The following is a 26,199-nucleotide window of genomic DNA, read 5'->3' as shown; positions in this document are numbered from 1 at the left end:
CGATGGCACGCACGTACCGCTGGTGGTCAATCTGCCCGGCGTCGTTCCAGCGGGACAGGTCAACGACGACCTGATCGCCTTTTCCGATTTCTTCCCGACCATCGTCCAGGCCGCGGGGCTGCCACCGAAGGCAATCAAAGGCGTGGTGGAGACACAACCGCTGCCGATCGACAACGCGGATGCCGAGCAGCAATCGGCACGAAAGACCTTGCAACATGCCCTCGACTCGTTTCCAAACAAAGGGCAAGCCATTCACCACGACCAAGTCAGCAGCGAGCGGAAACCGGGGTACAAGAGACGCTCCAATCACTCCATGGCAATACAAATCCAGTCAGCGATCGTTTTGCCACCATCGTTTTGCCACCATCGTTTTGCCACCATCGTTTTGCCACCATCGTTTTGCCACCATCGTTTTGCCACCATCGTTTTGCCACTGAGCGGGATTGATCCAACGACCCCGCCTCGGTGTGGCATCAGCCCTTTGAACGCAGTCGACACGAGCACGACGATCGGCCCGCTCGGCAAACTTCCCTGATCGCGGCGCATCGCTGCCCCGCTCGCGGGCTCTCTGTCCTCGGGGCGCGTTAGAATCGGATTCGCCCGTCGCCTTCCCCAGCGACGCAAAACTCGTTCGGACGAAATCCCCTTTTCCAAGGAGCACCGGAAATGTCCAAACAGAATCTACAGGTCTCTGTCTCAATCGATCGCGACCCCGAGGATGTGATCCGATTCATTGCCGACCTTCGCAACCGCATGAAGTACCTGCAATCGCTCAAGGGCGTTTCCAACATTCAAGGGGACCCGGGGCAGGTCACCAAGAGCTGGGATTGGAAATGGGACTTGCTCGGCCACGAGTTCACCGGAACCGCCAAAACAATCCACTATGCCCCCGGCCGCCGCTATTCGTTCGCCACCGAGGGCGGCATCAAAAGCCAATTCACCTACAACGCCGAGCCCGAAGGCAGCGGAACGAAGCTGACCGTGGAAGTCGAGGCCGAGATCCCGGCGGAACTCGCGGGGATCGAGGGTCTGGACCAATTGCTGGCCGGCGCTCAGGAGAAAGGACAACAATCGATGCAGAAATTGAAGTCGTTGTTGGAATCGTCGTCGTGAACGCTGTGACGCAATGAATTCCTGGGCTTCGTCAGTGTGCCGCCCGCGCCCGGTGACGTGCCGAAAGTCGGGGCAACTTCCGCGACAGCGTGAAACCCCATTCCCGATTTGAACACAGCACTTGAGAGTGACAAAATGAGAATCGGCTTGATTGCGATGAGCGGCATTCGCTGCTGCGACCAGGAATTGTTGCGCAAAGGGTTGACGCTGCCCGGCTTCGTCGAACGCAGTGAAACCATCGCGTCGTTGCCCAGTCTGGGTCTGTTGACCCTGGCCGGGATGATTCCCGAGCAGGATTCGGTCGAATACTTCGAAGTGCAAGACCTGAAGCAACTCAACCCGCTTCCCCAATCGCTCGACCTGGTCGCCATCTCCAGCTTTACCGCCCAGATGCCCGAGGCCTACACGCTGGCCGATCAATTCCGTGAACTCGGCATCCCCGTCGTGCTCGGTGGGTTGCACGTGACGTCACTGCCCGACGAAGCGCTCGGGCATTGCGACGCGGTGGTGATCGGCGAAGGCGAAGTGGTGTGGCGGGACGTGCTTGAGGACGCGCGCTCGGGTCGGTTGAGGCGCCGCTACAGTTCGTTCGACGTCGCCGAATTCGATCTCGCCGACGCGCCGATGCCGGCATATGAATTGCTGGACATCTCCAAGTACAACCGGCTGACGGTTCAAACCAGTCGCGGCTGTCCGCGGCGTTGCGAGTTCTGTGCGTCCAGCATCCTGCTGACACGACGCTACAAACAAAAACCCATCGCAAAAGTGCTCGCCGAAATCGACCGCATTTGCGAACTTTGGCCGCGCCCCTTCATCGAGTTTGCCGACGACAATTCGTTCATTCATCGCGCGTACTGGAAACAGCTGCTGCCACAGTTGAAACAGCGGCGGGTAAAGTGGTTCGCCGAAACGGATCTGTCGGTGCACGAAGACGAAGAACTGTTGCAAATGATGCGCGACAGCGGGTGCGCCGAAGTGCTGATCGGTTTGGAAAGCCCGATCTTGCCGGGATTGAAAGGCATTGAAATGAAGAACGATTGGAAGCGTCGACAATGGCCGCACTACATCGAAGCGGTGGAACGGATCCAAAGCAACGGCATCCGCGTCAACGGTTGCTTTATCTTGGGGCTGGACGGTCAGGGAACCGACATTTTTGACGCCGTGTACGACTTTGCCGAGCAAGCCAAACTGTATGACGTCCAGATCACCTACCAGACGCCGTTTCCCGGCACACCGCTCTACGAGCGTTTGGAGAAAGACAATCGGTTGCTGTATCCCGGCGCCTGGGAACGATGCACGCTGTTCGATTTGAACTACCGCCCCACGCCGATGTCGGCAGACGAACTCCAACAGGGCTTTCATGATCTTGCCGAACGACTCTACTCCGAAGACTTCACCCAATGGCGTCGAAAGCAGTTCGCCAAGTATTACCTGTATTCACGCCGTCACAAGCGGGACGACCAACTGCCTGTTTCCTAGCGGTTCATCAACCTTGAAGGGTACAGGTTGCTCCGACCGGAGGGCTCGCGCCCTGCCGCTAACACCGTAGCGAGGCATTGAACCGATGACGCAACCGAACGACGACGGCTTTGTCTCGGCGGGCAACCTGAACCGACTGCTGGGCTGGACGACGCTGTTGATCGGATTGGCGTTGTCCGCGGCCTTGGATCCATGGCTGTTGGATGCGAGCTCAGCCGCCGATTCTGACGGCGGTGTTCGCCTCGCCGTCCGGCACGCCCACGGCGTGGTGATCGCGATGGCGTTTCTGCAGCTGGCAATGGCGCATTTGCTGGCGACTGCCGCGTTCGATCGTCGGGCACGGACAACCGCCGCGCTACTGACCGCGATCGGCGCCGGCAGCTACATCGCGGGCTACGCACTCGGATTGTGGTGGCCGGCGTGTCACTGGTTGGTGCTGTTCGGCAGCCTGGTCAATTTCAGCGGGTTCGCGTTCCTGTTGTGGGTCGGCCCGTCGGGCGTCTACGCAAGGCAGATCAGGGTGATTCTGCCGGTGGCGTGCTTCGGGATGCTTTTAGATTTCATGGCCGGTCTGCGTCCGATCCTGCCCGAAGCTTGGATCCTGGAGCAGCTCGGCAGCGAAGACGGCGTCCGGTTGCGGATGTTGCGTCTGGCTCGAGTGGCCGCGATTGCGTTGTCGGTGTTGACCCTGCTGTACTACGGGGTCGCCCGGCGAGCCGGCCCGTACCAGGCCAAAGCGAATCGGGGCGGAGCCAGCTTGGCGATCGGGGCGGTCGGCATGCCATTGATTCTCGCCCTCGCCTGCTTCACCACGATGCACCTGAAATACCTGCTGGCATTACCGGCGACCGCCGTCGTGATCGGCGTGTACTCGGGCCTGGTCCTTGCGATGAAGCATGGCGAAAGTATGGAACGCTGGGGTTGGTTCCTGATCGCCGCGTCGACGTCGGCCGGCATGTTGATCGGGCTGTATGCCTTCGAGGGTCCGTTTCCGACACCTGAATTCATGGGTGACTACAACGCGCTGCCGCGACGCCTGACACGTTTAGCGCACAGCTATTGCATCGTGCTCGGTATGATGTCGATTCTCCTCTCGCGTGAGGGTGCCGGAAAGAGTGAAGTGAAATGGCACCCCAAGATCGCGTCGTCCGCATTCATCGTGGGCTGTGTGCTCACACTGGCAATGCTGCTGCTGCAAACGGTCACTTCCATGCCACCGCTGGCACTCAGCCTTGGACCGCTGCTGGTCCTGGTCGGTGCGATCGCTTGCCTTGCCAGTTGCAGGTCACCCGTGAACGTGACGAGCCGAAGGTGATTGGCGGCCACAAGAACAGCATCATTCCTGCAGGTACACCGGTCGGCCGTTGCGTTGCTGTGTCAAAAAACCAAATCGTGCCCGGTTCAGAAAGCCGTCCGGGGCGATCAGCAAGGCGTCATTGGGTTTCAGCCGGGTCTGGAAGACCTTCTGATACTCGCCGCGGAGCTTCTCTCCACGTCCTTGCGGTGGGTCGAGAAAGTCATAGTCCAGCGTTGATCCATCGGAATCTCGTTCGCCGGGAAGCGACCGGTACGCACGTTCGGAAATCAGTCGAATGGCATCGTAGGGATCTTCCATGCCCATCAGCAGATAGAATCGCATCCAATCGGTACCCGATGCTTCCTGGGCGGGTTTCCATTGGAACGCGTTGACTTGCAACACCCGTTGAGCGGCATCGCCGCCGAGGAAATACAACAGCGAAGCAGCGGTGTTCTGTTCGATCGGCGCCAATTCCGGTTTGTCATGTCCATACCACGCGGCCAAATGAGTCGCCGTCTGCTCCAACGTATGATCCAGGTGGCAAAGGTTACAGGCGTTGGGGCGACCGGTGTCGATGGTGGTCGCGACAGAGGGGCTGGAAATCGTGTGCGAGCGAATGGTTTTGAGAATCCCGTAGACGGTGTGCGGCATGTGGCAATTCATGCAACGGCTGCCTTCGGAATCGATCGGGTGATGCGTGTGCCGCGTCCCCAACTCTTGATAACTCGGATGACACTGCAGGCACGCGGCGTCGCCCCGCATTTCCGGTTTCAACTGGTCGTTCTTCCATTCCGACTGCAGCGCGAGATCCTGCTGGTGCATCGTGTGACACGACATGCACGACAGCTCCCCCTGTTGAAAACACTTCGACTCGATCATTCCGGTGTAATCGCGTCCGGACACCCGAACCTCTCCGTCGGGCCAAAAGTGTCCGTGAAATTTCCCCGGCAGTGCATTGAACTTGCCAAATGTTTCGCTGTCCCAATGCTCCTTGCTTCCACGGACGAGTTTGAGAAAATAGGCCTCGCCCAAATTGTCTCCGGGGCGGAAGCGACGGCCCAAGCGGAAGAACTCCTCTTGGTCGGCCGCATCATCGATGTTGACCATCATGATGCCATGACATTGGCCGCACATGTCGGATCGAGTGTCGGAGGGCAAGTCCAACGGATTGACGATCGGATCGGCCGCTGGCCTCGAATCGCCGGAATCGGTTTGATGAAACACAACGTGCGGTTCACCCGGCCCATGGCAGGCTTCACACGTGATCCCAAAATCACTCACCCGCGTGTCCCAGGTCGGCTCGTTGGGATCCGGACGGGTGCGGGGATAGGTCGAATGACATTGGCAACACGTTTCGTTCCAGCGTCCCAACTCATGCCCTTTTTCCATGTTGGGTGGTCGTAGAAACGCACTCTGCCTTGGGATCCATCGCTGCTGATCGATCAGGAACAAGATCGGCAACTGGGCGGGTGTTTTGTCGAAGCCGGATTCGTACCAAAAAATGTGCATGTGGTGTGACCCCGTCATCAACACCAGACGACGCGTCATGCGTTTGCCGTTTGCGACCGGGTCGTCCAGTTCGACGAAGAACTCGTCATTGCGACGATGGAACCGGTACGTTCGTCCTTGGACCACCACGCTTTGATTGATGATCGCCGCCGGCGCCGTTTCCGAGGTGATCGGTTGGGTCATCGTGCGGTGGTAGGATTCGTGCCACGATTGGTGGTAGTCCGGGTGACATTTCCCACAGGACTCCGATCCGATGTATCCCCCGCTGCGGTCGACCACGGGGCGTGCGGCAACTAACGTTGTGGGTTCGAGCGACGAAGCTGACGGTGAGTCGGCAACCGGAAGAGGCGTCGCATTCTCACCCGGCTCCGTATCACGTTGCGGGGCGGAAAGGCTCCACGCAATGACCCCCACAGCGACGATCGCAATCATCGCCCATCCAGATTTCTTGTTCATCAGATCACAATGAAATGTACAATGCTTCGTCATGGCCCACCCGACAAGTCGATCCATTGCGAAGCCTGACCATTGCGAAGCCCGGCGATTGCGAATCCCGGAACGCGGCGTCGAAATGCCGTCCGAACCACCTACGCTTTGATCGTCGCCAGGACTTGACCGGTGGTGACGTGGTCGCCGACCGCGACACGGACTTCATCAACCGTTCCATCGATGGTGGAATTGATTTCCATTTCCATCTTCATCGCTTCCAAGATCAGAATCGGATCACCGGAGTGAACGTGGTCGCCCGGCTGGACCAATTGCTTGAACACGGCCCCGGGCATTTGCGATTTAATCTCGGTGGACGCACCGGTGCTGTTGCCGACTTGCGGTGTCGGCGCCGCGGAATCTTCGGGGCGAATCGCCACGCGATAGACTCGGCCACCGACGGTAACCACATCGCCCTCGAACGCCATCATGATGTCTTCGCCGTTGACCGTGACCGTGTACTCGGCGGGTCCTGTCTGTGGCTTGCCGGTCAGCTGAGCGGCTTCGACGGACTTGGCAGCCTCAGCCGCTTTGTCGATTTTCCGCACGCCTACTTCGGCTTCGCCCTTGAGAAACTTGATGCCTTTCTCTTTGCACGTCGAAGCGATGAAAATGTTCTCCTCGGTCACCGGCAACCCCTCATTTTCCAGGACCGCCGTCGCCGCGGCGATGCCCTTGGTGGGGTCGGCGTCATTGATCTCCAAGACCGGTCGCGTCGTCGGTTCCAATTTGAGCTGTTCGGCGGCCAATCGAACCACCTCGGGATCGGGCTCGACAGGCGTTTTGCCGAAATAACCGAGCACCATCTTTCCGTACGGTTCGGCAATCTTCTTCCAGGGGCCGAACATCACGTTGTTGAACGCCTGCTGAAAATAGAACTGCGACACGGGCGTCACCGAGGTGCCGTAGCCCCCTTTGCGGACGACGTCGCTCATCGCCACGATGATCTCGGGATACTTTTCCATGATGCCGTTGTCACGCAGCATCTGGGTGTTGGCGGTCAACGCGCCACCGGGCATCGGGCTCCAGGGAATCAGCGGTTCGACGGCGGTCGCCTCGGGCGGCAGAAAGTAATCGCTCATGCAGTCCTTGAAAACCTCTTCGGCCTCACGGACTTTTTCGACGTCGACATCCAGTTCGTAGTCGCTGCCGCGGAGCGCATGCCACATCACCAGAATGTCCGGCTGGCAGGTTCCTCCCGAACACGGTGCCATGGACAAATCGATTGCATCGGCCCCCGCGTCGAGTGCGGCCTTGTTGGCCAACACGCTAACGCCGGCGGTTTCGTGCGTGTGAAAATGGATAAAGGTTCCCGCGGGCAACATCCGTCGCGCCGCCTTAATCGTCTCGTAGACTTTCGAAGGCACCGCCGTCCCCGAAGCGTCTTTGAAACAGACGGCATCGAAGGGGATGTCGGCGTCGAGGATTTGTTGCAAGGTGCGGGCGTAAAAGGCCGCGTCATGGGCACCGACGCACCCCGGCGGCAGCTCCATCAGCGTCACACACACCTGGTGTTTCAGCCCCGCATCGACGATGCACTGGCCGCTGTAGATCAGGTTGTTGACATCGTTGAGCGCGTCGAAGTTGCGAATCGTGGTCATGCCGTGTTTCTTGAACATCTCGGCATGAAGTTTGACGATGTCGCTGGACTGCGAATCCAGCCCGACGACGTTGACGCCCCGGGCCAACGTCTGCAAGTTCGCATCCGGCCCGGCGGTTTCACGAAACGCGTCCATCATGTCAAACGCGTTCTCGTTGCAGTAAAAATACAGCGACTGAAACCGGGCCCCGCCCCCGGCTTCGAACCAACTGATCCCCGCATCGCGTGCCGCTTCCACTGCCGGCAGAAAATCTTTGGTGAACACGCGGGCGCCGAACACGGATTGAAATCCGTCACGGAATGCGGTGCACATGAAGTTGACTTTCTTTTTCGACACGTCGTTTTCCTCGTTATCAAAACACGCTCTTACAAACAGCTAGGTGAGCACCGGCTCTGCTAGGTGAGCACAGCCCACAACACACCCGCGGCAATCGCCGAACCGATCACACCGGCCACGTTGGGTGCCATCGCATGCATCAACAAAAAATTGTGCGGGTCTTCTTGCTGACCCACCATCTGCACCACGCGGGCCGAATCGGGGACCGCGGAGACACCGGCGGCTCCTACCAACGGGTTGATCTTTTCTTTCAAAAACAGGTTCATCAACTTGGCGAACAACACGCCACCGGCGGTGGCAATCGCGAACGCCAACGCGCCGAGTCCAAAAATCAACAGGGACTGCCGCGTCAAAAACGTGCTCGCTTCGGTGCTGGCGCCGACGGAAAAACCCAACAAGACCGTGACGATATCGATCATCGCCGTCCGCGCCGTGTTGGCCAACCGCTCGGTCACCATGCTCTCCTTCAACAGGTTGCCAAAGAACAGCATCCCCAACAGCACCATCGCCCCGGGTGCGACCAGGGTGCAAATCAGAAAGGCCGCAACGGGAAAGATCATCTTTTCGCGGCGTGAGACCTTGCGCGGCGGCTTCATCCGGATCAGTCGCTCGTCACGCGTGGTCAGCAACCGCATGATCGGCGGCTGGATCACCGGAACCAACGCCATGTAGGAATAGGCGGCGATCGCGATCGCGCCGAGCAATTCGGGAGCGAGCTTGGACGAGAGAAAGATCGCGGTCGGCCCGTCGGCACCGCCGATGATCCCGATCGCACCGGCCTGCTTCAAATCAAATCCGAGCCATATGGCACCGAGGAACGTCAGAAAGACGCCGACTTGCGCCGCCGCTCCCAGCAGAACAAGCTTCGGATTGGAAAGCATCGTGGAAAAATCTGTCATCGCGCCGATGCCCAAAAAGACCAACGGCGGGTAAATGCCCCAGCTCACACCAAAATACAAATAGCTCAGCACACTGCCTGGCTGATAATTGACTTGCCCGTCTTCAATCACCCACCGATGCATGTCGTAGACACTCAACGACATGCCTTCGATCAACGGGATGTTGCCGACGATCGCACCCATTCCGATCGGGACCAGTAGCAACGGCTCGTAATCTTTTGTGATCGCCAACGCGATGAACACAATCCCGATCACGATCATGACCACGTTGCCGGGTCCGAGCGACCAGAAGCCGGTCGTTTTTATAAACTCTTGGAGGATATCCATCGATTACCTTCACAATCCACAGTGCCAACAACTGCCCCACGTTCCTCTCGCCGTCATCCTTTCTTCATCGTCGCGTTTTCGGCCGCGCACTGACGCTGAAACTCGGTGTGCAACACAAATCCGATTGCCGCCAGAACGACTTCGTCATCACCAGATTGACCCTTCGGATCCGGCCGCTTGCGATGACGCTCGACAGGCTCCGGATAGACTTTGGCGACCGCGGCGAGAATACGAGGCGATGCGGCGATGAATAGACTGATGAACGTGAGCGCAAACATCACGATCAGCATGCCTGCCACGGCAATGGAAAGCCCGCGAGCGGCTGTCTCGTCAAGCGCCAAGATGTTGCCGAAAACCGACACAACTGTTGTCGAAAGCACTGTTGTCGCAAGCATGGCCCGTTCGTGGTGGTCGTCAGTGAAAAGCGGGAACCGCGAGACGCATGATAGCGGTATCGGACGCACAGCAATTCTTCACCCTCACGAAATTGCCATTTTTCGCTCCGATTGTCAGCCCCGATCGGAACAGCACTCGATCGCCAAACTACAACGAGTGAATGTCGTTGCCCGCGATGAACCAAGTCGAGTCATTTTGTCGCGGGCGAATCTGATGCGTCCCAGTGAATTCTCCGATCGCAGGCAGGACCAGGCATCCGGCGGAATGCCAAAAACATGGCAGTTTGCCCGCCGACTCGCGACCAACGCGAAAGCGAATCGCCGGATGCAAATGGCCGCACACGTACAAGTCGGCTCCCTCGGGAGGTTCCCCGGGATGATGCCCCAACGCGACCGTACCGATACACCACCCGGGCTCACGAACCGTGATCGGCCAAGCCGCCGGAAGTCGACCGACCTGCGCGTCATGATTTCCCAAGATCAACGAAAATTCCAGGTGTGCGAATTCGTCAAAAAAAGCATCAACCTGATGACGAATCTCGACGGACAACGATGACCGCGCATGAAACAGATCTCCCAGGATGCACAATCGCGTCGCGTCCGTCTGCCGCAACACACTTGCGATCGTTGACAGTGTGCCTTGCGTGCTGCCGACCGGAACCGGAATCCCGTGACGACGAAACGTGGCCTCTTTCCCCAAATGCGTGTCGGCGACCAACAGCATGTCTTCGGCCGGCCAATAAACGCAGCGCCGGGCAAACAATCGAAGCACCTGTCCGGCTAGCTGGATGTCGATGGTGTGCGGCACGATAGAAAGACCTGGTGCTCTGGGAACGTTAAAACTTAGGGTGCCGCAGAAAAACGCTGGTGTGCAGGCTTTCGCCGCCCACTGTCGCTGCGTCGCAGCGACTGAGAATCGCCTGAAGGCTAGACACCAACGTTTGCTGAATTCTTTTCCGCCTCTGTTTATTCCTGGTCGCCCGGCAACGTTCGATCCGCCGCTTTTTCCAATTCCGCTTGCATCCGCGCGACGCGATCCCGCAACGATTCGCTGCTGACGCGTTCCCTCAGTTTGTCGACCAACAGCGGAAACGCCAGCGGCGTCACTTTGCGCGGCGTCTGGATCAGCACCCGGCTTTCGCCGATGCGGTCCAGCGCCGCGAGCATTCGATTGGCTTCAAGCTGAAACTCCAACACCTCTCGTCGGCTTTGCTGCAACAGCAGATTGTTCGGATCGTACTCGTGAAAGACATCGAAAAACAGGTTGCTGCTCGCCTGCAGATGGCTGGCTTTCTTGGGTTGCCCGGGGTACCCCGGATGAATCAGACCGGCAACCCGAGCGATCTGGCGAAATTGACGCTTCGCCATCTCCGTCGCGTTCATGCTGCTGTAAAGATCCCCCACCAACTCCTCGGTCGAAAACAATCCGCGCTCGATGGCTTCCTTCACATCGACTTCATGCGGTGATTCCAGCACCAATCCATAGTCGTTGCACGCCATCGTCAGCGTTGTCTTTTGGTATCGCGAGATCCGATAGGCGAACAAGGCGGCCAGCCCTTCGTGAACCAATCGACCTTCGAAGGGAAACAGGAACAGTTGATAGCGTCCGCGAGATCGAATCCGCTCGACCAGCAGTTCATCCTGTTTCGGCAACACGCTCCAGCGTTGCTGAAGTTTGAGCAGGTTCCTCAGCGACTTCATTTCGCTGCCGATCAACTCACCGGCAGCTGCTTCGGCGATCTTCCCGCGCAGCGCGGCACTCAATTCGCTCGACAGCGGAATCCGTCCGCCCATCCACCTGGGCACCGTATCGGGAGAGCCGGTTGCGCGTTTGACGTACGCCGCGTTGTCTTTGATGCGGACCAGCGAGAGCAGTCGCCCGGCAAACAGGAACCGATCGCCGGGCTCAAGCTTGGACAAGAAGCTCTCTTCGGCCGTCCCCAGCGTGGTCCCTTTGAGATACTTCACCGTCATCGAGGCATCCGAAACGATCGTTCCGATGTTCATCCGGTGTGCCGTGATGGTTCGCCGCTCGCTGACTTGATAACGGCCATCGACCAACTTGACACGATGAAACTCCGGATACGCCGTCAGCGACGATCCGCCATGCACGACGAAGTCCAACACCCACCGCCATTCCTCGTCGCTCAACGATTGATAGGCGTAACTCGATCTGATCTCATCCAGCAACGCATCGGATCGAAACCCTCCGCCGATCGCGATCGTGACAACATGTTGGGCGAGCACGTCGAGCGGTTTGTTGATCAGCGGCCGGGCTTCCAAGTGACCTTTCTTGATCGCATCTTGCGCGGCGGCCAATTCAATCAATTCGATCGCGTTGGTCGGCACAAACGCCAATCGGCTCTCCGCGTCCGGCTGATGTCCGCTACGACCGGCGCGTTGCAACAGCCGCGCGGCGCCCTTGGGGCTGCCGATTTGAATGACCAAATCCACCGCGGTAAAGTCGACGCCCAGGTCCAGACTGCTGGTGCAAACCACGGCCCGCAGCGACCCCTCCCGCAAACCGTCTTCCACCCAGCGGCGAACCGAACGGTCCAACGAGCCATGGTGCAATGCGATCCGTCCGGCCCAATCCGGTCGCTGTGCGAGCAACTGCTGGTACCAGATTTCCGTCTGCGATCGTGTGTTCGCAAAGATCAACACGCTGTTGACACCGTCGACCAATTCGGCGACCTGGGGAACCATCTTTGTCCCGATGTGACCCGACCAGGGAAATCGATCGATGCGATCGGGGATCAGCGACTGCAACTTCAGCCGCTTGCGTTTGTAACCCTGAACCAGACGCACGTCGCGCCCGCGGCCTGTCGATTTAGCCGATGTTCCGAAATCAACGTGACCATGGTAGCCCGACGCGTCAGCGAGGGGCGCCGCGTGACCCCTTGCTAACGCGTGCGGGCTTAAATCGACAGGCTGCTCGCTCTCGACGCCGACGAGTGCATGCCGCGCCTGATCGAGATTCCCCAGCGTCGCCGAGACGCCCCAGATGCGAATCGCGGGGTTGAGCCGACGGAGCCGCGCGAGGGCCAATTCGGTTTGAATGCCACGTTTGGTACCGAGCAACTCATGCCACTCGTCGACGATGACGGCTTCGGCACCGGCCAACTGCTGCAACAACTTTTCGTGCGTCAGCATCAACGACAGGCTTTCCGGTGTCGTGATCAGCGCCGTCGGCAATCGCTTCAACTGTCGCGCTTTCACACTGGCCTTGCTGTCGCCGGTCCGCGATTCCAATCGCCACGGAATCTCCATCGCCTCCAGCGGCGAGCGAAGCGAACTCTCGGTGTCACCGGCGAGGGCGCGCAGCGGAGTGATCCAAATCACTTTCAGCGGCGGAGGCCGTTTCGGATTCCATTTGGACCGATCAGGATTCTCTCGCAACCATTTCAGGATCGGCCCCAGCCAAACCGCTAGCGTCTTTCCCGTCCCGGTCGCGGAATGGACCAGACCACTGGCACCTTGCTGGTACGCTCGCCAAACACTTCGCTGAAATCGGAACGGCTTCCAGCCCAGCGAGGCAAAGTAGCGGTCGACGGCGCGCGAGGGCGTTTCGTTTTCGCTCTTCAGCATCGCGTCAGTCTTCCGGTAACAACTCGAGTAGATCCGCCAAGGTGTTGGCATCCTGGGGCCGTTTGTCGTGACGCCACCGAACGATCCGCGGGAACCGTGTCGCGACGCCACTCTTGTGACGACCGCTCCGCTGCAGCCCCTCGAAGGCCAATTCCATCACCAATGTCGGCGTGACGCTGCGGACGGGCCCGAACGAATCATTGGTGTTTTGCCGGACGAACTGATCGACCTTTCGAATTTCTTGGTCGTCCAACCCGCTGTAGGCTTTGGCAAAGGGCACCAACTGGCCGTCATCCCAGAGCGCGAACGTGTAATCGGTGAACAGCCCTGATCGTCGGCCGTGTCCTTTCTGAGCGTAAATCAACACGGCGTCGATCGTGTAGGGGGCGACTTTCCATTTCCACCACGTGCCACGAACACGTCCGACATCGTACGGTGCATCCTTTCTCTTTAACATCAATCCTTCGGCGTACCGCTGGCGACTGGTCGTTCGAATGTCAGCCCACGCGTTCCAGCTTTCACCGTCGATCAATTGCGTCGCGCTGAGATGGGGGTGGTCGATCGAACGCAACAATTCGTCCAAGCGGGCACGACGATCGACAAAGCGAAGCGATCGAACATCCTCACCGCGGTGCTCCATCACATCAAACGCATGAAAAACGACGGGGACTTCGGCGAGCAGTTTCTTGCCGACCTTCTTGCGGCCGATCCTTCGCTGCAGTTGAGCAAACGGCAACACCGCACCGCCGGGAATCGCCGCCAGAATCTCACCGTCGATCACCGTCCCATCGGGCAGCGACTCGGCGGCCGACTCGATCTCCGGCCAACGATTCTCCATCAGTTCCTCGCCGCGCGACCAAAGGAATGTCTGGCCGGATCGGCGGATGACTTGTCCACGGATCCCGTCCCATTTCCACTCCGCCAAGTACTCCGATGCATCGCCCAAAACCTCCGGGCCTTTTTCGTTGTCGATCGGATGAGCCAAGCAAAACGGATAGGGTTTGCTGGGAACGGTATCTTGGATCTCTGGATCGATCAACGACGCGAACGATTCGGCCGATGGAACAAAATCTCCCATCAAGCGATGGGAGATGACGTCGGCTGGAATACCAGCATGCATGGCGATCGCCCGCGTCACCAATCGCTTACTGACACCGACACGAAACGCTCCGGTGATCAACTTCATCACCACCAATCGCAACCGGGCCGGGGTTTCGTTCCAGATTCGCAGCACCGCGGTGTGTTGTTCTTCGTCACTCATCCAACGCAGCGGCTTCAATCGATGCTCGACCCAATGGGTCAATGATTCATCCGTTGTCGTTTTCCCGGGCGGCACGACCAGTGAAAACGTTTCCGCCAGATCGCCGACAGCCTGATACGACTCCTCGAACAGCCACGGGGGGATCCTCGCCTGCTCGGCGGCCCAGCCCCGCAGCAGGGATGTCGGCACCAGGCGTCGCAGTTTGTTGCCGGACAGAAAAGAGGTCGCCCAAGCGGCATCGGAAAGATCCGCGGCGGCGAAATAGCGAACCATCGCCGCGATCTTTTCGTTCGTCTTGGTGGTCGAGTCCAGATCGTTATAAAGTTCAGCGAATCGAATCATGACGCGGGCTCCGCCGCGTCCGCGGCTGCGTCTTCGTCTCCCTCGCGGCGTCCCCCCGAATCGAGCGCGTCGGCCTTTCGTCCGTTCTCGTTCAAGTACCGCGCCACCGCGGCGGTGTAACCGTGCGTCGCCCAAACGGTCTCGGGATCAGATTGATCGACTGCGACCAGCAGCGACTGCCAATCGACGTGGTCGCTGACCACAAATCCCCGATCCATCGCCCGCCGTCGCCGCGATCCCCGCACCGCCATCCACCCGCTAGCCATCGCGGTACTGACGCGACCAAACCGCCGCATCCAAGTCGATCCGTGGGCACTCGGGACGGCGATGACCATGGCCCCACTCCAATCACGTTTCCCCTGCATAGAACCGACGTAGCGTGTTTCAGGCAGATCCACCCCGGTGTCGCGATAAGCCTGCGTCCCCTTTTCGACCGCACCGTGTGTGTAGATCTCTCCCAAGCTCGTGTCCAACCCCGCCAACAACGACTGACTTTTTCCGACGGCGTAGCCGTACAACACGCAACACTTTCCCTCTTCGCGACAGCGCCGCCACCAGGCATTGATCTCGTCGCGAACCGATTCCGGTGACGGCCAGCGATAAATCGGCAACCCGAACGTCGTTTCGGTCACCAACAGATGACAGCGCACCGGTTCCCAGGCCTGGCAGGTTGGATCGCGCTGCAGCTTGTAATCGCCGGTCACCACGGCGATCTTGCCACGGTGCTCCAAGCGGACCTGGGCCGATCCGAGCATGTGGCCGGCCGGATGAAGGCTGACGCGAACGCCGCCGATTGAAATCGATTCGCCGTAGTGCAGGAATTGAAATTCCGCGTCATCATTGATGCGCATTCGCAACAGATGCTCGCTGGCCGCGGCAGCTAGATAGCGTCTGCATCCCCAGCGGGCGTGATCGCTGTGGGCATGCGTGACGACGGCGCGATCGACCGGTCGAGTCGGATCGACATAAAAGTCACCGGCATCGCAATACAGTCCGCTGGACGTCGGCCGAAGCAGGGGGGCGAAGCTGACGTCGACGCGCCCGGCTTCGAAAGACCGATCGTGGTTGAATGCGGGACGACTCACGTGCAACTGAAGATCGATCGGAGAAACAAACGGGCGAAACAAGGAGGTAGGGGATGATACCAGGCCATCCACCCCCGGCCTTCGTCTGGCCCCGGGACTCGCCCCAAACCAACAATCAACCGGTTCCTGAGCCCGATCTTCCCCGCAGCCCTCGACACCCATGCCCCACCACCTCGTTTGGTTTCGCAACGATCTTCGACTGCACGACCACCCACCGCTGGTCCAGGCCTGCAGGGACGCCCAGCGGGAGGGCGGCTCCGTCCTGCCGATCTATGTGCTCGACCCCCGATCGTTCGCCAAAACCTCATTCGGTTTCGACCGAGTCGGCCCCCATCGGATCCGATTCCTCCGCCAGGCCCTGCACGACCTGTCCGAGAATCTCGACGCGGCGGGGTCACGGTTGCACCTGTTTGTCGGGCACCCAGAACGACTGCTGCCAAAGTTGATCGAATCGCTGGACGTCGCGGCTGTTTATTTCCACCGAGAGATCGCGCCGGAAGAGAATTCGATCCAAGAACGTGTGGGTGAGGCCATCTCCGCTGCCGATGTTCCATTGCATATCGCTTCACCCTGCACGCTTTACGCAATCGACGACCTGCCGTTCCCGATCGACGACATCCCCGAGGTGTTTTCAAAATTCCGCCGGAAGGTTGAGAACCGCATCGTTCCTCCAAGGCCGCTCGACGAACCGAACGCCATTCCCGCGGCCAACGATGAACTCTCCTCACGAATCGGTTCCGTTGAGATTGATCAGATCCCGCAACTCCAGATTCCGGAACCGCGGCACGATGAGCGTGCGGTGATGCGATACGTCGGAGGCGAAACGGCGGGGCTGCAACGGATCGAAACCTACATCTGGCAACTCGACCAGTTGCGACATTACAAGCAGACGCGAAACGGCATGTTGCGCGCCGATGATTCATCAAAATTCTCGCCGTGGCTGGCGACCGGCTGCATTTCGGCACGGCGGATTCATCAAGAAGTCTGCCGCTATGAACAGCAGCGAGTGAAGAATGAGTCGACGTATTGGTTGGTTTTTGAACTGCTCTGGCGTGATTATTTCGCCTGCATCACCGCCAAGCATGGCGCCCACGTTTTTCAAACCGGCGGACTGCGACAGCAAACGTTGCCCTGGCGCGAACACTGGGCGGAATTCGACCGCTGGAGATTGGGGCAGACCGGCTATCCGTTGATCGACGCCAATCTCCAAGAACTCTCCGCGACCGGATTCATGTCCAACCGCGGCCGCCAAAACGTCGCGAGCTTCCTGACCAAAAACTTGGGCATCGACTGGCGAATGGGCGCGGAGTGGTTTGAATCGATGCTGATCGACTATGACCCGTGCAGCAACTACGGGAACTGGAACTATGCCGCCGGCGTGGGCAATGATGCTCGCGGCTTTCGTTGGTTTAACACCCTCAAACAATCCGCCGACTATGACCCGAATGGGGATTACGTCCGTCACTGGTTGCCGGTGCTAGCCAAGGTCCCAAACTCACACGTCCATCGTCCTTGGGAAATGTCACGCGACCAACAGCAGCAATTCAACTGCATGATCGGTGTTGACTATCCCAACCCGATCGTTGACCTATTTGCGTCGGCCAAACACAACGAGACGCTATACCGTGCCGCGGTCGAGTGATCGCCGGAGAGGCTTCCGACGACTTGCCCCTGCGATGGGATAGGCTTCCGGCTTGTTGAAATCGAGATGGCAGGCTGGAAGCCCATCCCACTTTCTAGAACATCGACCGCAATAAGGTCAGAAAGGCGACTCGGAAATGCCCGACGCCCAATAGTAAACAGAGGCCCGACGGCACACCAAATCCGAGCGACCCGACAGTCTCACCATCGATCCGCAAGTCCAGCTTGTTTTCCGTCCGCACCAACCATTCGCCGACCCGATTGAGCTGGGAGCGAAGAGAGATGCCGGGACCTGCGTTCCGAGTCACAGCGAGAAGTGATTGCACGTCCGGGAAATCGACGACGATCAACTCCGGTTCCGCTGAAACTGAAAAACAGCGGCCCTGGACTTCAAATTCCAACAAGCCTTCCAGCGTTAACGCATCACGATTGTCCACCATCAGCTCGCTTGGCCGGCGGCACCATCGCGGGTCGAAATGCGGATCGTTCCGTTCATCTTCCAATGGGCGCTCGGTGCATCCGGTGCGGTTGAACTGGGGACATTCAATTCAAAATTGTCAAACGAGTAGCTGATCTCGGCATTGCGGCCGGTCAGCTTGTCGTACAGTCCGATCGCCAATTCGGGCCAGTTCTTCGTCTCTTGCGTTTCAGCCATGTCAGTCTCCGTGTGTAGAAATGTTGTGGTTGCCCGGCGAAACTCTAGGGGCGTGACAAGCGACGCGCGGATTCACCCCTGTCGACCGACTGAGAATTACCACTTCGCTACAGTGCAACCGCGAAATCAAACGATTGTGAATCACATCCCACTCCTCCCGAGGTGACAGCGTTGATCCTGGCCATCCTTCCCAATCAACTGTTTTCCGATCACCCGGGACTGCGTCTGAAACCGTCGCGGGTGGTGTTGCTGGAAGACTCACTGTTTTTTGGCGACTGGCGATACCCGGCAACTTTCCACAAGCAAAAGCTGTGGCTGCACCGGGCAACGATGAAACGCTATGAAGCGGAACTGATCGACAAGGGTTTCAGCACTCGGTACGTCGACTACGACCGCGAGAACCCCAAACTGGCGGATCAACTCAAGCAAGCGATTCCGGCGAAAGAGCGCGACGGCCAAACCCTTGCAATCGCCCATCCGACCGATTTTATTTTTGAAAAACGCGTGCAGGCGGTTTGTGACGAACTGAATCTGGATCTGGAAATACTCCCCAACCCCGGCTTTTTGAACACGCCGGAACAGAACAGCGAGTATCGGTCCGATAAAAACCGCTGGTTCATGGCCGACTTTTACAAGTGGCAACGAAAGCGGCTGGACGTGTTGATGGACGGCGATGACCCGGTCGGTGATCAATGGAGTTTTGACGAGGACAATCGCAAGAAGGTCCCCAAGCAAGAACTCTCCTCAATTCCGCCCGTTCCAGAGCCCAAACGCGATGAGTTTGATGAGGAAGCAGTGAGTTACGTCGAAGATCGATTCGGCGATCATCCCGGCTCTCTCGACACGCTGTTTTATCCCACCTCTCGCGCCTCGGCACGCTACTGGCTGAAACAATTCTTGGACAAGCGGCTGACAAACTTTGGCGACTATGAAGACGCGATCGTGGAGGGCCAGTCGTGGCTCTGGCACAGTGTGCTAACGCCGTCACTCAACATCGGCTTGCTGACGCCGGACGAGGTCCTCAACAAGGCGTTGAACTACGCCGAGGACCACGATGTGCCGCTGAACTCACTGGAAGGATTCGTGCGGCAAATCATCGGCTGGCGCGAGTTCATCCGCGCGACATATCAAGACTTGGGCGTCAAGATGCGGACGACCAATCATTGGCAACACCACCGACCGATGCCGAAATGTTTCTATGACGCGACAACGGGAATCGACCCGATCGATGAAACGATTCAGCGTGTCTTGCAAACGGGGTACTGCCACCATATCGAACGATTGATGGTGCTGGGCGGATTCATGTTTCTGTGTGAAATCGACCCCGACGACATCTATCGCTGGTTCATGGAACTGTTCGTCGACAGCTATGACTGGGTGATGGTTCCCAACGCGTATGCGATGAGCCAAAACGCAGACGGCGGTCTGATCACCACCAAGCCCTACTTTTCGGGTTCATCGTACATTCGAAAGATGAGCCACTACAAATCCGCTCCCTGGTGCGACATCTGGGACGGACTGTACTGGCGATGGATTTGGAACCATCACCGAGAACTGGGCAAGAACCCACGCTGGGCGATGATGTGCAGCATGGCGAAAAAGATGGACGCCGACAAACGCAACCGGCACATCGAGAACGCGGAACGGTTTTTGGAGGGGCTGGGATAGGGTACGGCGAGCATGAGACGACAAAATCTTCCTACCCCAAAAATCTTCCTACCTGTCTTTTCTCTCCTCCCCCCTCCGCCGGTCCCGACGTTTCACCAGCAATTTGATGCGTCTGGGCCGATGGAGTACGGTAGGGAGCGGTTTTGACTTTCCCCGGGTCCCTTGTTTGTGCGAGAAGATCGTCGTGAATTCAATCTGTCGGCATCTCCTGCTTGGGATAGCCCTGTTGTGGCTCCATCCGCACAGTTCCGCCGCGATTATCAACGGACTGGATCCGGAATTTCACGACAGGTTTTTGAGTGACGGAACGCCGAACCCGTCGTTTCTGGTTGATGAATCTCAGCTTTCTGGCGTGGCACTTCAGCCAGCCGTTTTGATCACACCACGGCACTATGTGACGGCCGCACATGTCGGCACCGCCGAAGTAACGTTCCGGGGCACCGACGGGATGGAACGAACCTACCAATCGATCAGCTCGCAAAAGCTATTGACTGCTATTCCCGGTCAACCCGCGGTCGGCAGCGACGTCCAGCTTCACACCCTCTCGTCCGATGTCGACCCGAGCATCGTGCCGGTTCCGATTGTGGTGGGAGAACTCGCGGCGCTGCTGGGGCAAACATTCTTTGCCTTTGATGCTCAACGTCGCGCCGGCCGCAATGTCATCGATGGACTGGAAATCGTCCAATTTGATTCCGGCGGCAGCGACACCATCACCATTCGGTTTTCCTATGACACGGATACCAATGGTGGGACGGGAGGTCTGGGGCGTGACGAGATCGGCATGCTCGGCGGCGACTCGGGCAACGCTGCGCTGATCGAAATCGACGGACAGATCGGGCTGATCGGCACGCACATGGGAATCGACGTGCCCGAGGGAGCCGATGCCGGTGCGGGTGATCGCTACGACAATTTTTCGACGCTGGTCGGGGCCTATGAAGACCAATTATCCAGTCTCGTCGCCGCGCAAGGGTATTCGCTTCGGACCCTCTCGATCACCGCAGTCCCGGAACCGACGGCCGTCGGTTTCCTGCTGGCCGTTGGCGCGACGGTCGGCCTGGGGCGCCGAGGACGTCGTCTTCGCAACAAGCGGTAACGAAGCCAGACCCGCCACTTGTTTCCATCCGTTGCGTCTTCTTACTCGGCCACTCGCAGCGTCACGATTTCCGCCGAATCGGATTGATCGTCGGAGTTGGTCAGCAATCGCAACGCGCCACCATCTCCGCTGAACGCGGTCGCACTGGGCAGCCCCAGTTGAAAGTTTTGCAATCGAATGCCACTTGTGGTGGACCACAGTGAGGCCTCGCCGCTGCCATCGACGAGCGAGACGTGGTTGCCATCGGGGCTGATCGCCAACCAGAACACGTAGTTTCCGTTGTCAATTTTCGTGACCGGCGCCCAGGTTTCCAAGTCAAAGATCGTCGTCGCATACGGATAGTATTCGCGGGATGCGTGATACATCGCGACGGCAAGATGGTCACCGCCGGGATCGAACGCGAACGCGAGCGTTTGGCAGTCTTCACGGGAAACGATCTCTTGTATCACCTTCCCAGACTGCACGTCCCAGACGCACAGATGGGTGTCCGCGGTGTCGGAATCGGCGGCACCGATCAACTGGTTTTGGGTAGGGTGGAACACGAATCGATCGTCGTTGGCGGTCCCCGACGTACGCTCCATCTTGATCAGTGGCTGCCCCGTTTCGCACCCAAACACCCACAGCCCGGGATCACCGTCCGGCTCTTGAACAGACGTTGCGATGAGGGTGCCATCGGAGTTGACTGCCACGAACCGGCGTGATTGCAGACGAACATCGGGCACCGCAATCGTCGTGATCTCGCGCGAATCACGAAGGTCCCAGACGCGGACCTCCGTCGCACCGGCCGCGGCGAGAACGTTTCCGTCGCGGCTGAAATTCAGGTGCGGCGGCGTGCGGGAATTCGCAACCGCCAGCGGCCCCGCGGTGGGCGTTCCCGTTTGTAAGTCGATGACGGTGATCTGTGTTTCGAGTTCTCCGTCGACTCCATCAGCCCGTTTCGACAAGTAGGCGGCCAATTGCCCGTCGGCCGAAAACGCCAGGATGGGTCGTGAACCGACATCGGGAAGCGAGACCAATGGCAGCGACAAGGGTTGAGTCGACGCCACCGTGTACTTTTGAAACCGGAGTGTCTCCAGGGGCGGAAAGATCATCCAAACACATAAGGCGACGATCGCGATCGAAATGATGGCAAAGCGAATCAAGCGACCCGGCGACCGCGGCTTGTCGGACGCCGAAGCGGAGGAATTCATGGTCGTTCTCGTCGATTGAGTGTGATGCGGTCAGCGGAGCGTTGTACGACGTCCTTTCGAGCTCGTCGGGGCGAGCCCTTCGGACGACAGCCCGGAACGGCCATCGTACTCGAAAAAGCGATCGCCTTGAGCTGGACGGTCCCTCAGGGCTGGACACCAACCATTGCGGAGTCCCGCCCTCGCATCTGGCACCATTTGCGATTCAGCCTATATTGGAGGATTCACGTTTCCCATCGCCTTCCCCCAGTCCCTAGTGATTGACGTAATGCCTGCGCTGACCATGATCGTCTCCGCCGCGGCGATCATCTTGCTCGTCAAGTACGGGTTGCTGCGCGGCATCGACCACATCGCCGGAGCGATGAATTGGAGCGCCAAGGCGCGGGGCCAATTGACCGGATACGCGACCTCCGTGCCCGAATTGGTCTGTCTGGTCGCCGCGGGGCTGGCCGGCGTCTGGGAAGCGGGGCTGTGGAACATCGCCAGTTCCAACATCATCAACGTCGTCCTGATGCTGTTGGCGGTGACCTTTTACCGGCAATTCGGCAAGCTCTTCAACATCCGATTTCTCGACGAAATTCTGTTTGCCGGCTTGGCCGTCGCCGTCCCCATCGTGCTGATGCAATTGGGCATGGACAGCCAGTGGTACCTGGTTCCCGTCCTGCTGGGTTTCTTTGTCGTCTATCAATTGGTGGACAGGCGAGTCAATCGCCCCGCCAAACAAAAAGAGGAGTCGTTGGAGGCTGTCGGCAGTCTTCACATCGGGATCACGTTGGGGGTGACCACGTTGATCGCCATCGCGGTTGCCGGAATGTTCCTGGGCGATGCCACCAAAACGGTTGTCGAAGAGTTGAAGGTGCGCCCCGCGATCGCCGGCTGGATTCTCGGAGTCGTCACCAGCATCCCGGAAATGGTCAGCTTCTTTGCCGTCTACGCGGCCTCCAAACGGGATGGACAACTCGGTGAGCTGAACGACACCCAAGAAGCCCTCGACAACCTGACCGGTTCCAACATGGCCAATGTGGGATTCGTCTACCCGGTCGGCCTGTTCGCCTACTTGATGGCGCTGTTTTTCTGGGCCGGCTAGCCCCCTGCATCCCCGGCAACCAACCTGATTGCCGAGAGACCAGATGTGCCGACGTTTTCGCGTCGCAGCCATTTCCACCGCCAGTCGGTACGTCAGTTGCTCTCTGTCTTCATCGAAATTGCCCTCGTCGAAGTTGCACGGGTCGAACCGCCAAAGGGTGAATCGACGCCGTGGCACTCGATCCATTTAAAGGAGAACTCCATGCAAGACACGATGAAGATCAATGACGAAGTGACCGTTGGCGGCCAACCGACTGAAGACGAACTCCGACGGCTCCACGAGCAGGGCTACAAATCGGTGATCAACTTCCGCACCGAGGGTGAAGACGATCAGCCGCTTTCACCAGACGCCGAAGGAAAGCAAGTGGAAGCACAGGGCTTGGACTACCTGCACGTTCCCGTCGCCATGGGCTCGATGGAAAACGAACGCGTCGATCGGTTTCGCCAACACTATGTTACGTTGCCCAAACCCGTGTTCGCCCATTGCAAAAGCGGGAAACGCGCCGGGGCGATGGTGATGATGCACCTTGCCGCCGAGCAGGGGATGAGCGGCGAACAAACACTCCAACAGGCCGAGCAGATGGGGTTTGAGTGCGAACAAGAAGATCTGCGTCAGTTCGTCAAGAACTACGTCGACAACCATTCCAATTAATCTCCCCCCCAACGAACCCTCCCTCCAACGGTCCCCCCGTGCCCACCGCCATTCCCTGTTCCACGCCTCCTGGAACGCCCCCGCCTGTCTCCGCCCCCACTCCCTCGGCACAGCCGTCGTTCGCCGAGCGTGTATGGTGCGTGCTGAAAGCATGGCTGCGAAACCCGATGGAAGTCGCCACGCTATGCCCCAGTTCACCGTTCTTGAGGGAGCACTTGGCCGATCGCGATTGCGTCCGTCAGGCGAGCCGTCTCATCGAGCTTGGACCGGGAGACGGTGGCACGACGCAAGCTTTGTTGGCTTCGATGCGTTCGGATGCACAGCTTCTGGCGATCGAGAAAACAGATGCCTTTGCCGAATCGCTGGGTACCATCACCGACCCTCGGCTGACGGTTGAAATCGCCGACGCCTGCGACTTGATCGACATCGTCGCTCGCCATGATTTCGGAACGGTCGACGTGGCCATTTCGGGCATCCCGTTCAGCTATCTGTCGCCGATGGATGCCAAGCGGATCACCCAATCGGTCCACGAGGTGCTCCGTCCAGGCGGCGTGTTCATCGCCTATCAATTGGCGTCCGATGTGAAAGACTACGCCCGCCCTCTGTTCGGCCCTCCCGAGACGGAAATCATCCCGATGAACTTGCCGCCACTTCAATCCTTTGTCTGGACAAAGATTGAAGAACCACGAGGCGAAGCCACGGGCGCGTGAGTCGGTTGGATCTGAGACCTGGAACGATTGCCCGACCACTCATCCCGACGGGGACGGCGATTCGGTCCTCGCAGTCCGTGGCTTGGGCCTCGAACGAACCGGCGAAAGGCAGCTATCATAGAAACGGCATCCCTCCTGAACGTCGCGCGGACCGATTGGCGGTGCGGCACTGGCGATGTTTGACCGTCTCTCCCCCTCTCGCCCCTTTGCATGATGAATTTTCCGTTTCGACCACGTTTGCGTCTTCCTCACCTCGCAGCCGTTGTGGCTGCGGCGCTGTGTTCGTTCCTGATTGGCAATGCCCGGGCGGAACGACCCAACATCTTATGGATCTATGTCGATGACATGAGTGACTGGGTGGGATGCTACGGCGATCGGATTGCTGAGACGCCCCACATCGACAGCCTGGCCAGCGGCGGCGTGAAGTTCACCCGCGCCTACATGCCGGCCCCGGTTTGCTCCACCACCCGATCGGCCTTGATCACCGGCACGATGCAAACGACCCACGGTCTGCATCAACATCGCACCATGATCAAAAAACCATTGCCCGACGGTGTGGTGACCGTCCCGGAACTCTTTCGTGATGCCGGATACCTGACGTTCAACGAAGCAAAAGACGATTACAATTTCGCCCGTGATCGAGATATCCTGTACTCGCCCGGATTCAATCGCCCCACCCGCAAACAAGTCAACAGCCACATGGTTGGCCGTGACGTTTCCTGGTTAAAACAATTGCAAGGCAAACCGTTCTTCGGCCAAATCCAACTCAAAGGCGGAAAGATCGAAGGCGAGACGGGATCCAAGTATCCCGCGATCAGTCGCGTCTCGGAAGATCAAGTGACCGTGCCGCCGCAGTATCCCGATCACCCCGTGTTCCGCAACGCGATCGCACGGCACTACGAACAAATTGCCGAAACCGACGCGCAAGTCGGCGCCATCCTGTCGGCACTGAAAGAGTACGGACTGTGGGAAAACACCGCCGTGTTCTTCTTCACCGACCACGGCAGCCCGCTACCCCGAGCGAAACAGTTCTTGTACGAGGACGGCACCAAGATTCCTTTGGTGGTTCAGTGGCCCGGTGGCACCGATCGAATCACCAATCATGGCCAAACACGGTCGGACCTGGTCAGCGGAATCGACATCACCACCACGTCACTCGGACTGGCGGGAATTGACATCCCGCCGTTCATGGAGGGACGCGATCTGTTCGCCGACGACTTTCAACCACGTCGATACGTGATTTCAGCCCGCGACCGGATGGGCAATGCGATCGACCGCATTCGCACCGTGCGTTCGGACAAGTTCCGATACATCCGAAACTACAAAACCGATCGCGCCCTTTACCAGCCGCAGTACCGCGAAAACTATCCGACATTCGTCACACTGCGCGAGCTGCTCGCCGCCGGAAAACTCAGCCCGTTGCAGGCGTCGTACTACGATGCGGAACATCGCCCCGAAGAAGAGCTCTACGAGCTGACAACGGATCCCCACCAGACCGTCAATCTGGCGGAAAACCCCGACTACGATTCCGTGCTGAACGAACATCGCCGCAAACTGCGGCAGTGGGAACAGGCGACCGACGACAAGGGACGTTATCCAGAAAGCCGAGCGTCGCTGCGGTTGGTGTATCAGTCGTCCAAAGGCAGATGTGTTTCGCCGGAATATGACTTTCTGAGAAAAGAATCGACGAAGTAAGACAATCGTGAAGAAGCCACACCGCAGGGGACATCGATTGTATAGCGGCAGCTTTTGGCCACCCATTTTGATTCTCTCCCTTTGGGAGAGACGG

The 26,199-nt window shown here is 58.7% G+C and carries 22 protein-coding genes; 11 read left to right on the top strand and 11 right to left on the bottom strand.

Translation table 11 applies throughout. The annotated features are described in order from the left end of the window. The first annotated feature begins 22 nt into the window (after positions 1-22). The 4 genes from NZK35_RS05940 (at position 23) to NZK35_RS05925 (ending at position 3,907) form a co-directional block, all read left to right on the top strand. A complete protein-coding gene (locus NZK35_RS05940; RefSeq protein ID WP_259631674.1) occupies positions 23-535 on the top strand; it encodes a hypothetical protein in 513 nt (170 codons plus the stop codon). A gap of 131 nt (positions 536-666) precedes the next feature. Then, a complete protein-coding gene (locus NZK35_RS05935) occupies positions 667-1,113 on the top strand; it encodes an SRPBCC family protein (RefSeq protein WP_259631673.1) in 447 nt (148 codons plus the stop codon). Between the two features lie 135 nt (positions 1,114-1,248). Then, complete coding sequence (locus NZK35_RS05930; RefSeq protein ID WP_259631672.1) at positions 1,249-2,592, top strand: B12-binding domain-containing radical SAM protein; 1,344 nt, start codon at positions 1,249-1,251, stop codon at positions 2,590-2,592. Positions 2,593-2,677: 85 nt separating this feature from the next. Next, on the top strand, positions 2,678-3,907 hold the full coding sequence (locus tag NZK35_RS05925; RefSeq protein WP_259631671.1) for a hypothetical protein: 1,230 nt from the start codon (positions 2,678-2,680) through the stop codon (positions 3,905-3,907). A gap of 21 nt (positions 3,908-3,928) precedes the next feature. Here the strand turns inward: NZK35_RS05925 and NZK35_RS05920 are convergent, their stop codons facing one another. The 8 genes from NZK35_RS05920 to NZK35_RS05885 all read right to left on the bottom strand — a co-directional run bounded on the left by NZK35_RS05920 (position 3,929) and on the right by NZK35_RS05885 (position 15,649). Next, entirely contained in the window at positions 3,929-5,854 is a 1,926-nt protein-coding gene (locus tag NZK35_RS05920) for a cytochrome c3 family protein (protein WP_259631670.1), read from the bottom strand. A gap of 131 nt (positions 5,855-5,985) precedes the next feature. Then, complete coding sequence (locus NZK35_RS05915; protein WP_259631669.1) at positions 5,986-7,821, bottom strand: biotin/lipoyl-containing protein; 1,836 nt, start codon at positions 7,819-7,821, stop codon at positions 5,986-5,988. 59 nt (positions 7,822-7,880) lie between these two features. Beyond that, positions 7,881-9,047: a sodium ion-translocating decarboxylase subunit beta gene (locus NZK35_RS05910; RefSeq protein ID WP_095737885.1), complete on the bottom strand. Its 1,167-nt coding sequence runs from the start codon at positions 9,045-9,047 to the stop codon at positions 7,881-7,883. Between the two features lie 53 nt (positions 9,048-9,100). After that, a complete protein-coding gene (locus tag NZK35_RS05905; RefSeq protein ID WP_259631668.1) occupies positions 9,101-9,442 on the bottom strand; it encodes an OadG family protein in 342 nt (113 codons plus the stop codon). 148 nt (positions 9,443-9,590) lie between these two features. Then, positions 9,591-10,250 carry a ligase-associated DNA damage response endonuclease PdeM gene (pdeM, locus tag NZK35_RS05900; protein WP_259631667.1) on the bottom strand — a complete coding sequence of 220 codons (660 nt, stop codon included), beginning with the start codon at positions 10,248-10,250 and terminating at the stop codon, positions 9,591-9,593. 158 nt (positions 10,251-10,408) lie between these two features. Continuing rightward, entirely contained in the window at positions 10,409-13,030 is a 2,622-nt protein-coding gene (locus tag NZK35_RS05895) for a ligase-associated DNA damage response DEXH box helicase (protein ID WP_259631666.1), read from the bottom strand. A gap of 4 nt (positions 13,031-13,034) precedes the next feature. Beyond that, on the bottom strand, positions 13,035-14,633 hold the full coding sequence (locus NZK35_RS05890; protein ID WP_259631665.1) for an ATP-dependent DNA ligase: 1,599 nt from the start codon (positions 14,631-14,633) through the stop codon (positions 13,035-13,037). Further along, positions 14,630-15,649, bottom strand: coding sequence for a ligase-associated DNA damage response exonuclease (locus NZK35_RS05885; protein ID WP_261364591.1), 1,020 nt, complete (start codon positions 15,647-15,649; stop codon positions 14,630-14,632). The genes NZK35_RS05890 and NZK35_RS05885 overlap by 4 nt, the downstream gene beginning before the upstream one ends. A 229-nt stretch (positions 15,650-15,878) precedes the next feature. On the opposite strand from NZK35_RS05885, the gene NZK35_RS05880 reads away from it, so the two are divergent. After that, positions 15,879-17,360, top strand: coding sequence for a DASH family cryptochrome (locus tag NZK35_RS05880; RefSeq protein ID WP_259631663.1), 1,482 nt, complete (start codon positions 15,879-15,881; stop codon positions 17,358-17,360). Between the two features lie 94 nt (positions 17,361-17,454). On the opposite strand, the gene NZK35_RS05875 is transcribed toward NZK35_RS05880, so the two are convergent. Both NZK35_RS05875 and NZK35_RS05870 read right to left on the bottom strand, forming a co-directional pair. Beyond that, on the bottom strand, positions 17,455-17,799 hold the full coding sequence (locus tag NZK35_RS05875) for a hypothetical protein (RefSeq protein ID WP_259631662.1): 345 nt from the start codon (positions 17,797-17,799) through the stop codon (positions 17,455-17,457). After that, entirely contained in the window at positions 17,799-18,014 is a 216-nt protein-coding gene (locus NZK35_RS05870) for a hypothetical protein (protein ID WP_259631661.1), read from the bottom strand. Before NZK35_RS05870 ends, NZK35_RS05875 begins: the two co-directional genes overlap by 1 nt. A gap of 162 nt (positions 18,015-18,176) precedes the next feature. On the opposite strand from NZK35_RS05870, the gene NZK35_RS05865 reads away from it, so the two are divergent. Then, positions 18,177-19,682 (top strand): cryptochrome/photolyase family protein, encoded by a 1,506-nt coding sequence (locus tag NZK35_RS05865; protein ID WP_259631660.1) that lies wholly within the window; start codon positions 18,177-18,179, stop codon positions 19,680-19,682. 184 nt (positions 19,683-19,866) lie between these two features. After that, positions 19,867-20,775, top strand: coding sequence for a hypothetical protein (locus NZK35_RS05860; RefSeq protein ID WP_259631659.1), 909 nt, complete (start codon positions 19,867-19,869; stop codon positions 20,773-20,775). A 41-nt stretch (positions 20,776-20,816) separates the two neighbouring features. On the opposite strand, the gene NZK35_RS05855 is transcribed toward NZK35_RS05860, so the two are convergent. Further along, positions 20,817-21,965, bottom strand: a complete 1,149-nt coding sequence (locus NZK35_RS05855) for a WD40 repeat domain-containing protein (RefSeq protein ID WP_259631658.1) — start codon at positions 21,963-21,965, stop codon at positions 20,817-20,819. A 265-nt stretch (positions 21,966-22,230) separates the two neighbouring features. Between NZK35_RS05855 and NZK35_RS05850 the strand changes: the two genes are divergently transcribed. The 4 genes from NZK35_RS05850 to NZK35_RS05835 all read left to right on the top strand — a co-directional run bounded on the left by NZK35_RS05850 (position 22,231) and on the right by NZK35_RS05835 (position 26,105). Beyond that, the gene (locus NZK35_RS05850; protein WP_259631657.1) at positions 22,231-23,049 is read left to right on the top strand and encodes a hypothetical protein; all 819 of its coding nucleotides are present in this window, start codon (positions 22,231-22,233) and stop codon (positions 23,047-23,049) included. Between the two features lie 45 nt (positions 23,050-23,094). After that, positions 23,095-23,700 (top strand): protein tyrosine phosphatase family protein, encoded by a 606-nt coding sequence (locus tag NZK35_RS05845; protein WP_259631656.1) that lies wholly within the window; start codon positions 23,095-23,097, stop codon positions 23,698-23,700. Between the two features lie 38 nt (positions 23,701-23,738). Next, positions 23,739-24,410, top strand: a complete 672-nt coding sequence (locus NZK35_RS05840) for a class I SAM-dependent methyltransferase (protein WP_259631655.1) — start codon at positions 23,739-23,741, stop codon at positions 24,408-24,410. A gap of 210 nt (positions 24,411-24,620) precedes the next feature. Further along, positions 24,621-26,105 carry a sulfatase family protein gene (locus NZK35_RS05835; protein WP_259631654.1) on the top strand — a complete coding sequence of 495 codons (1,485 nt, stop codon included), beginning with the start codon at positions 24,621-24,623 and terminating at the stop codon, positions 26,103-26,105. The last annotated feature ends 94 nt before the right edge of the window (positions 26,106-26,199 follow it).

This window comes from Stieleria sedimenti (assembly GCF_025060895.1).
Classification (GTDB): domain Bacteria; phylum Planctomycetota; class Planctomycetia; order Pirellulales; family Pirellulaceae; genus Stieleria; species Stieleria sedimenti.
This window is presented reverse-complemented; position numbering and strand designations above follow the sequence as displayed.

Bases quoted from the DNA above. Each gene is read 5' to 3' on its own strand.
- NZK35_RS05935 (WP_259631673.1), top strand. From the start codon at position 667: ATGTCCAAACAGAATCTACAGGTCTCTGTCTCAATCGATCGCGACCCC.
- NZK35_RS05930 (WP_259631672.1), top strand. From the start codon at position 1,249: ATGAGAATCGGCTTGATTGCGATGAGCGGCATTCGCTGCTGCGACCAG.
- NZK35_RS05925 (WP_259631671.1), top strand. From the start codon at position 2,678: ATGACGCAACCGAACGACGACGGCTTTGTCTCGGCGGGCAACCTGAAC.
- NZK35_RS05920 (WP_259631670.1), bottom strand. From the start codon at position 5,854: ATGAACAAGAAATCTGGATGGGCGATGATTGCGATCGTCGCTGTGGGG.
- NZK35_RS05910 (WP_095737885.1), bottom strand. From the start codon at position 9,047: ATGGATATCCTCCAAGAGTTTATAAAAACGACCGGCTTCTGGTCGCTC.
- NZK35_RS05905 (WP_259631668.1), bottom strand. From the start codon at position 9,442: ATGCTTGCGACAACAGTGCTTTCGACAACAGTTGTGTCGGTTTTCGGC.
- NZK35_RS05895 (WP_259631666.1), bottom strand. From the start codon at position 13,030: ATGCTGAAGAGCGAAAACGAAACGCCCTCGCGCGCCGTCGACCGCTAC.
- NZK35_RS05890 (WP_259631665.1), bottom strand. From the start codon at position 14,633: ATGATTCGATTCGCTGAACTTTATAACGATCTGGACTCGACCACCAAG.
- NZK35_RS05880 (WP_259631663.1), top strand. From the start codon at position 15,879: ATGCCCCACCACCTCGTTTGGTTTCGCAACGATCTTCGACTGCACGAC.
- NZK35_RS05875 (WP_259631662.1), bottom strand. From the start codon at position 17,799: ATGGTGGACAATCGTGATGCGTTAACGCTGGAAGGCTTGTTGGAATTT.
- NZK35_RS05870 (WP_259631661.1), bottom strand. From the start codon at position 18,014: ATGGCTGAAACGCAAGAGACGAAGAACTGGCCCGAATTGGCGATCGGA.
- NZK35_RS05855 (WP_259631658.1), bottom strand. From the start codon at position 21,965: ATGAATTCCTCCGCTTCGGCGTCCGACAAGCCGCGGTCGCCGGGTCGC.
- NZK35_RS05850 (WP_259631657.1), top strand. From the start codon at position 22,231: ATGCCTGCGCTGACCATGATCGTCTCCGCCGCGGCGATCATCTTGCTC.
- NZK35_RS05835 (WP_259631654.1), top strand. From the start codon at position 24,621: ATGATGAATTTTCCGTTTCGACCACGTTTGCGTCTTCCTCACCTCGCA.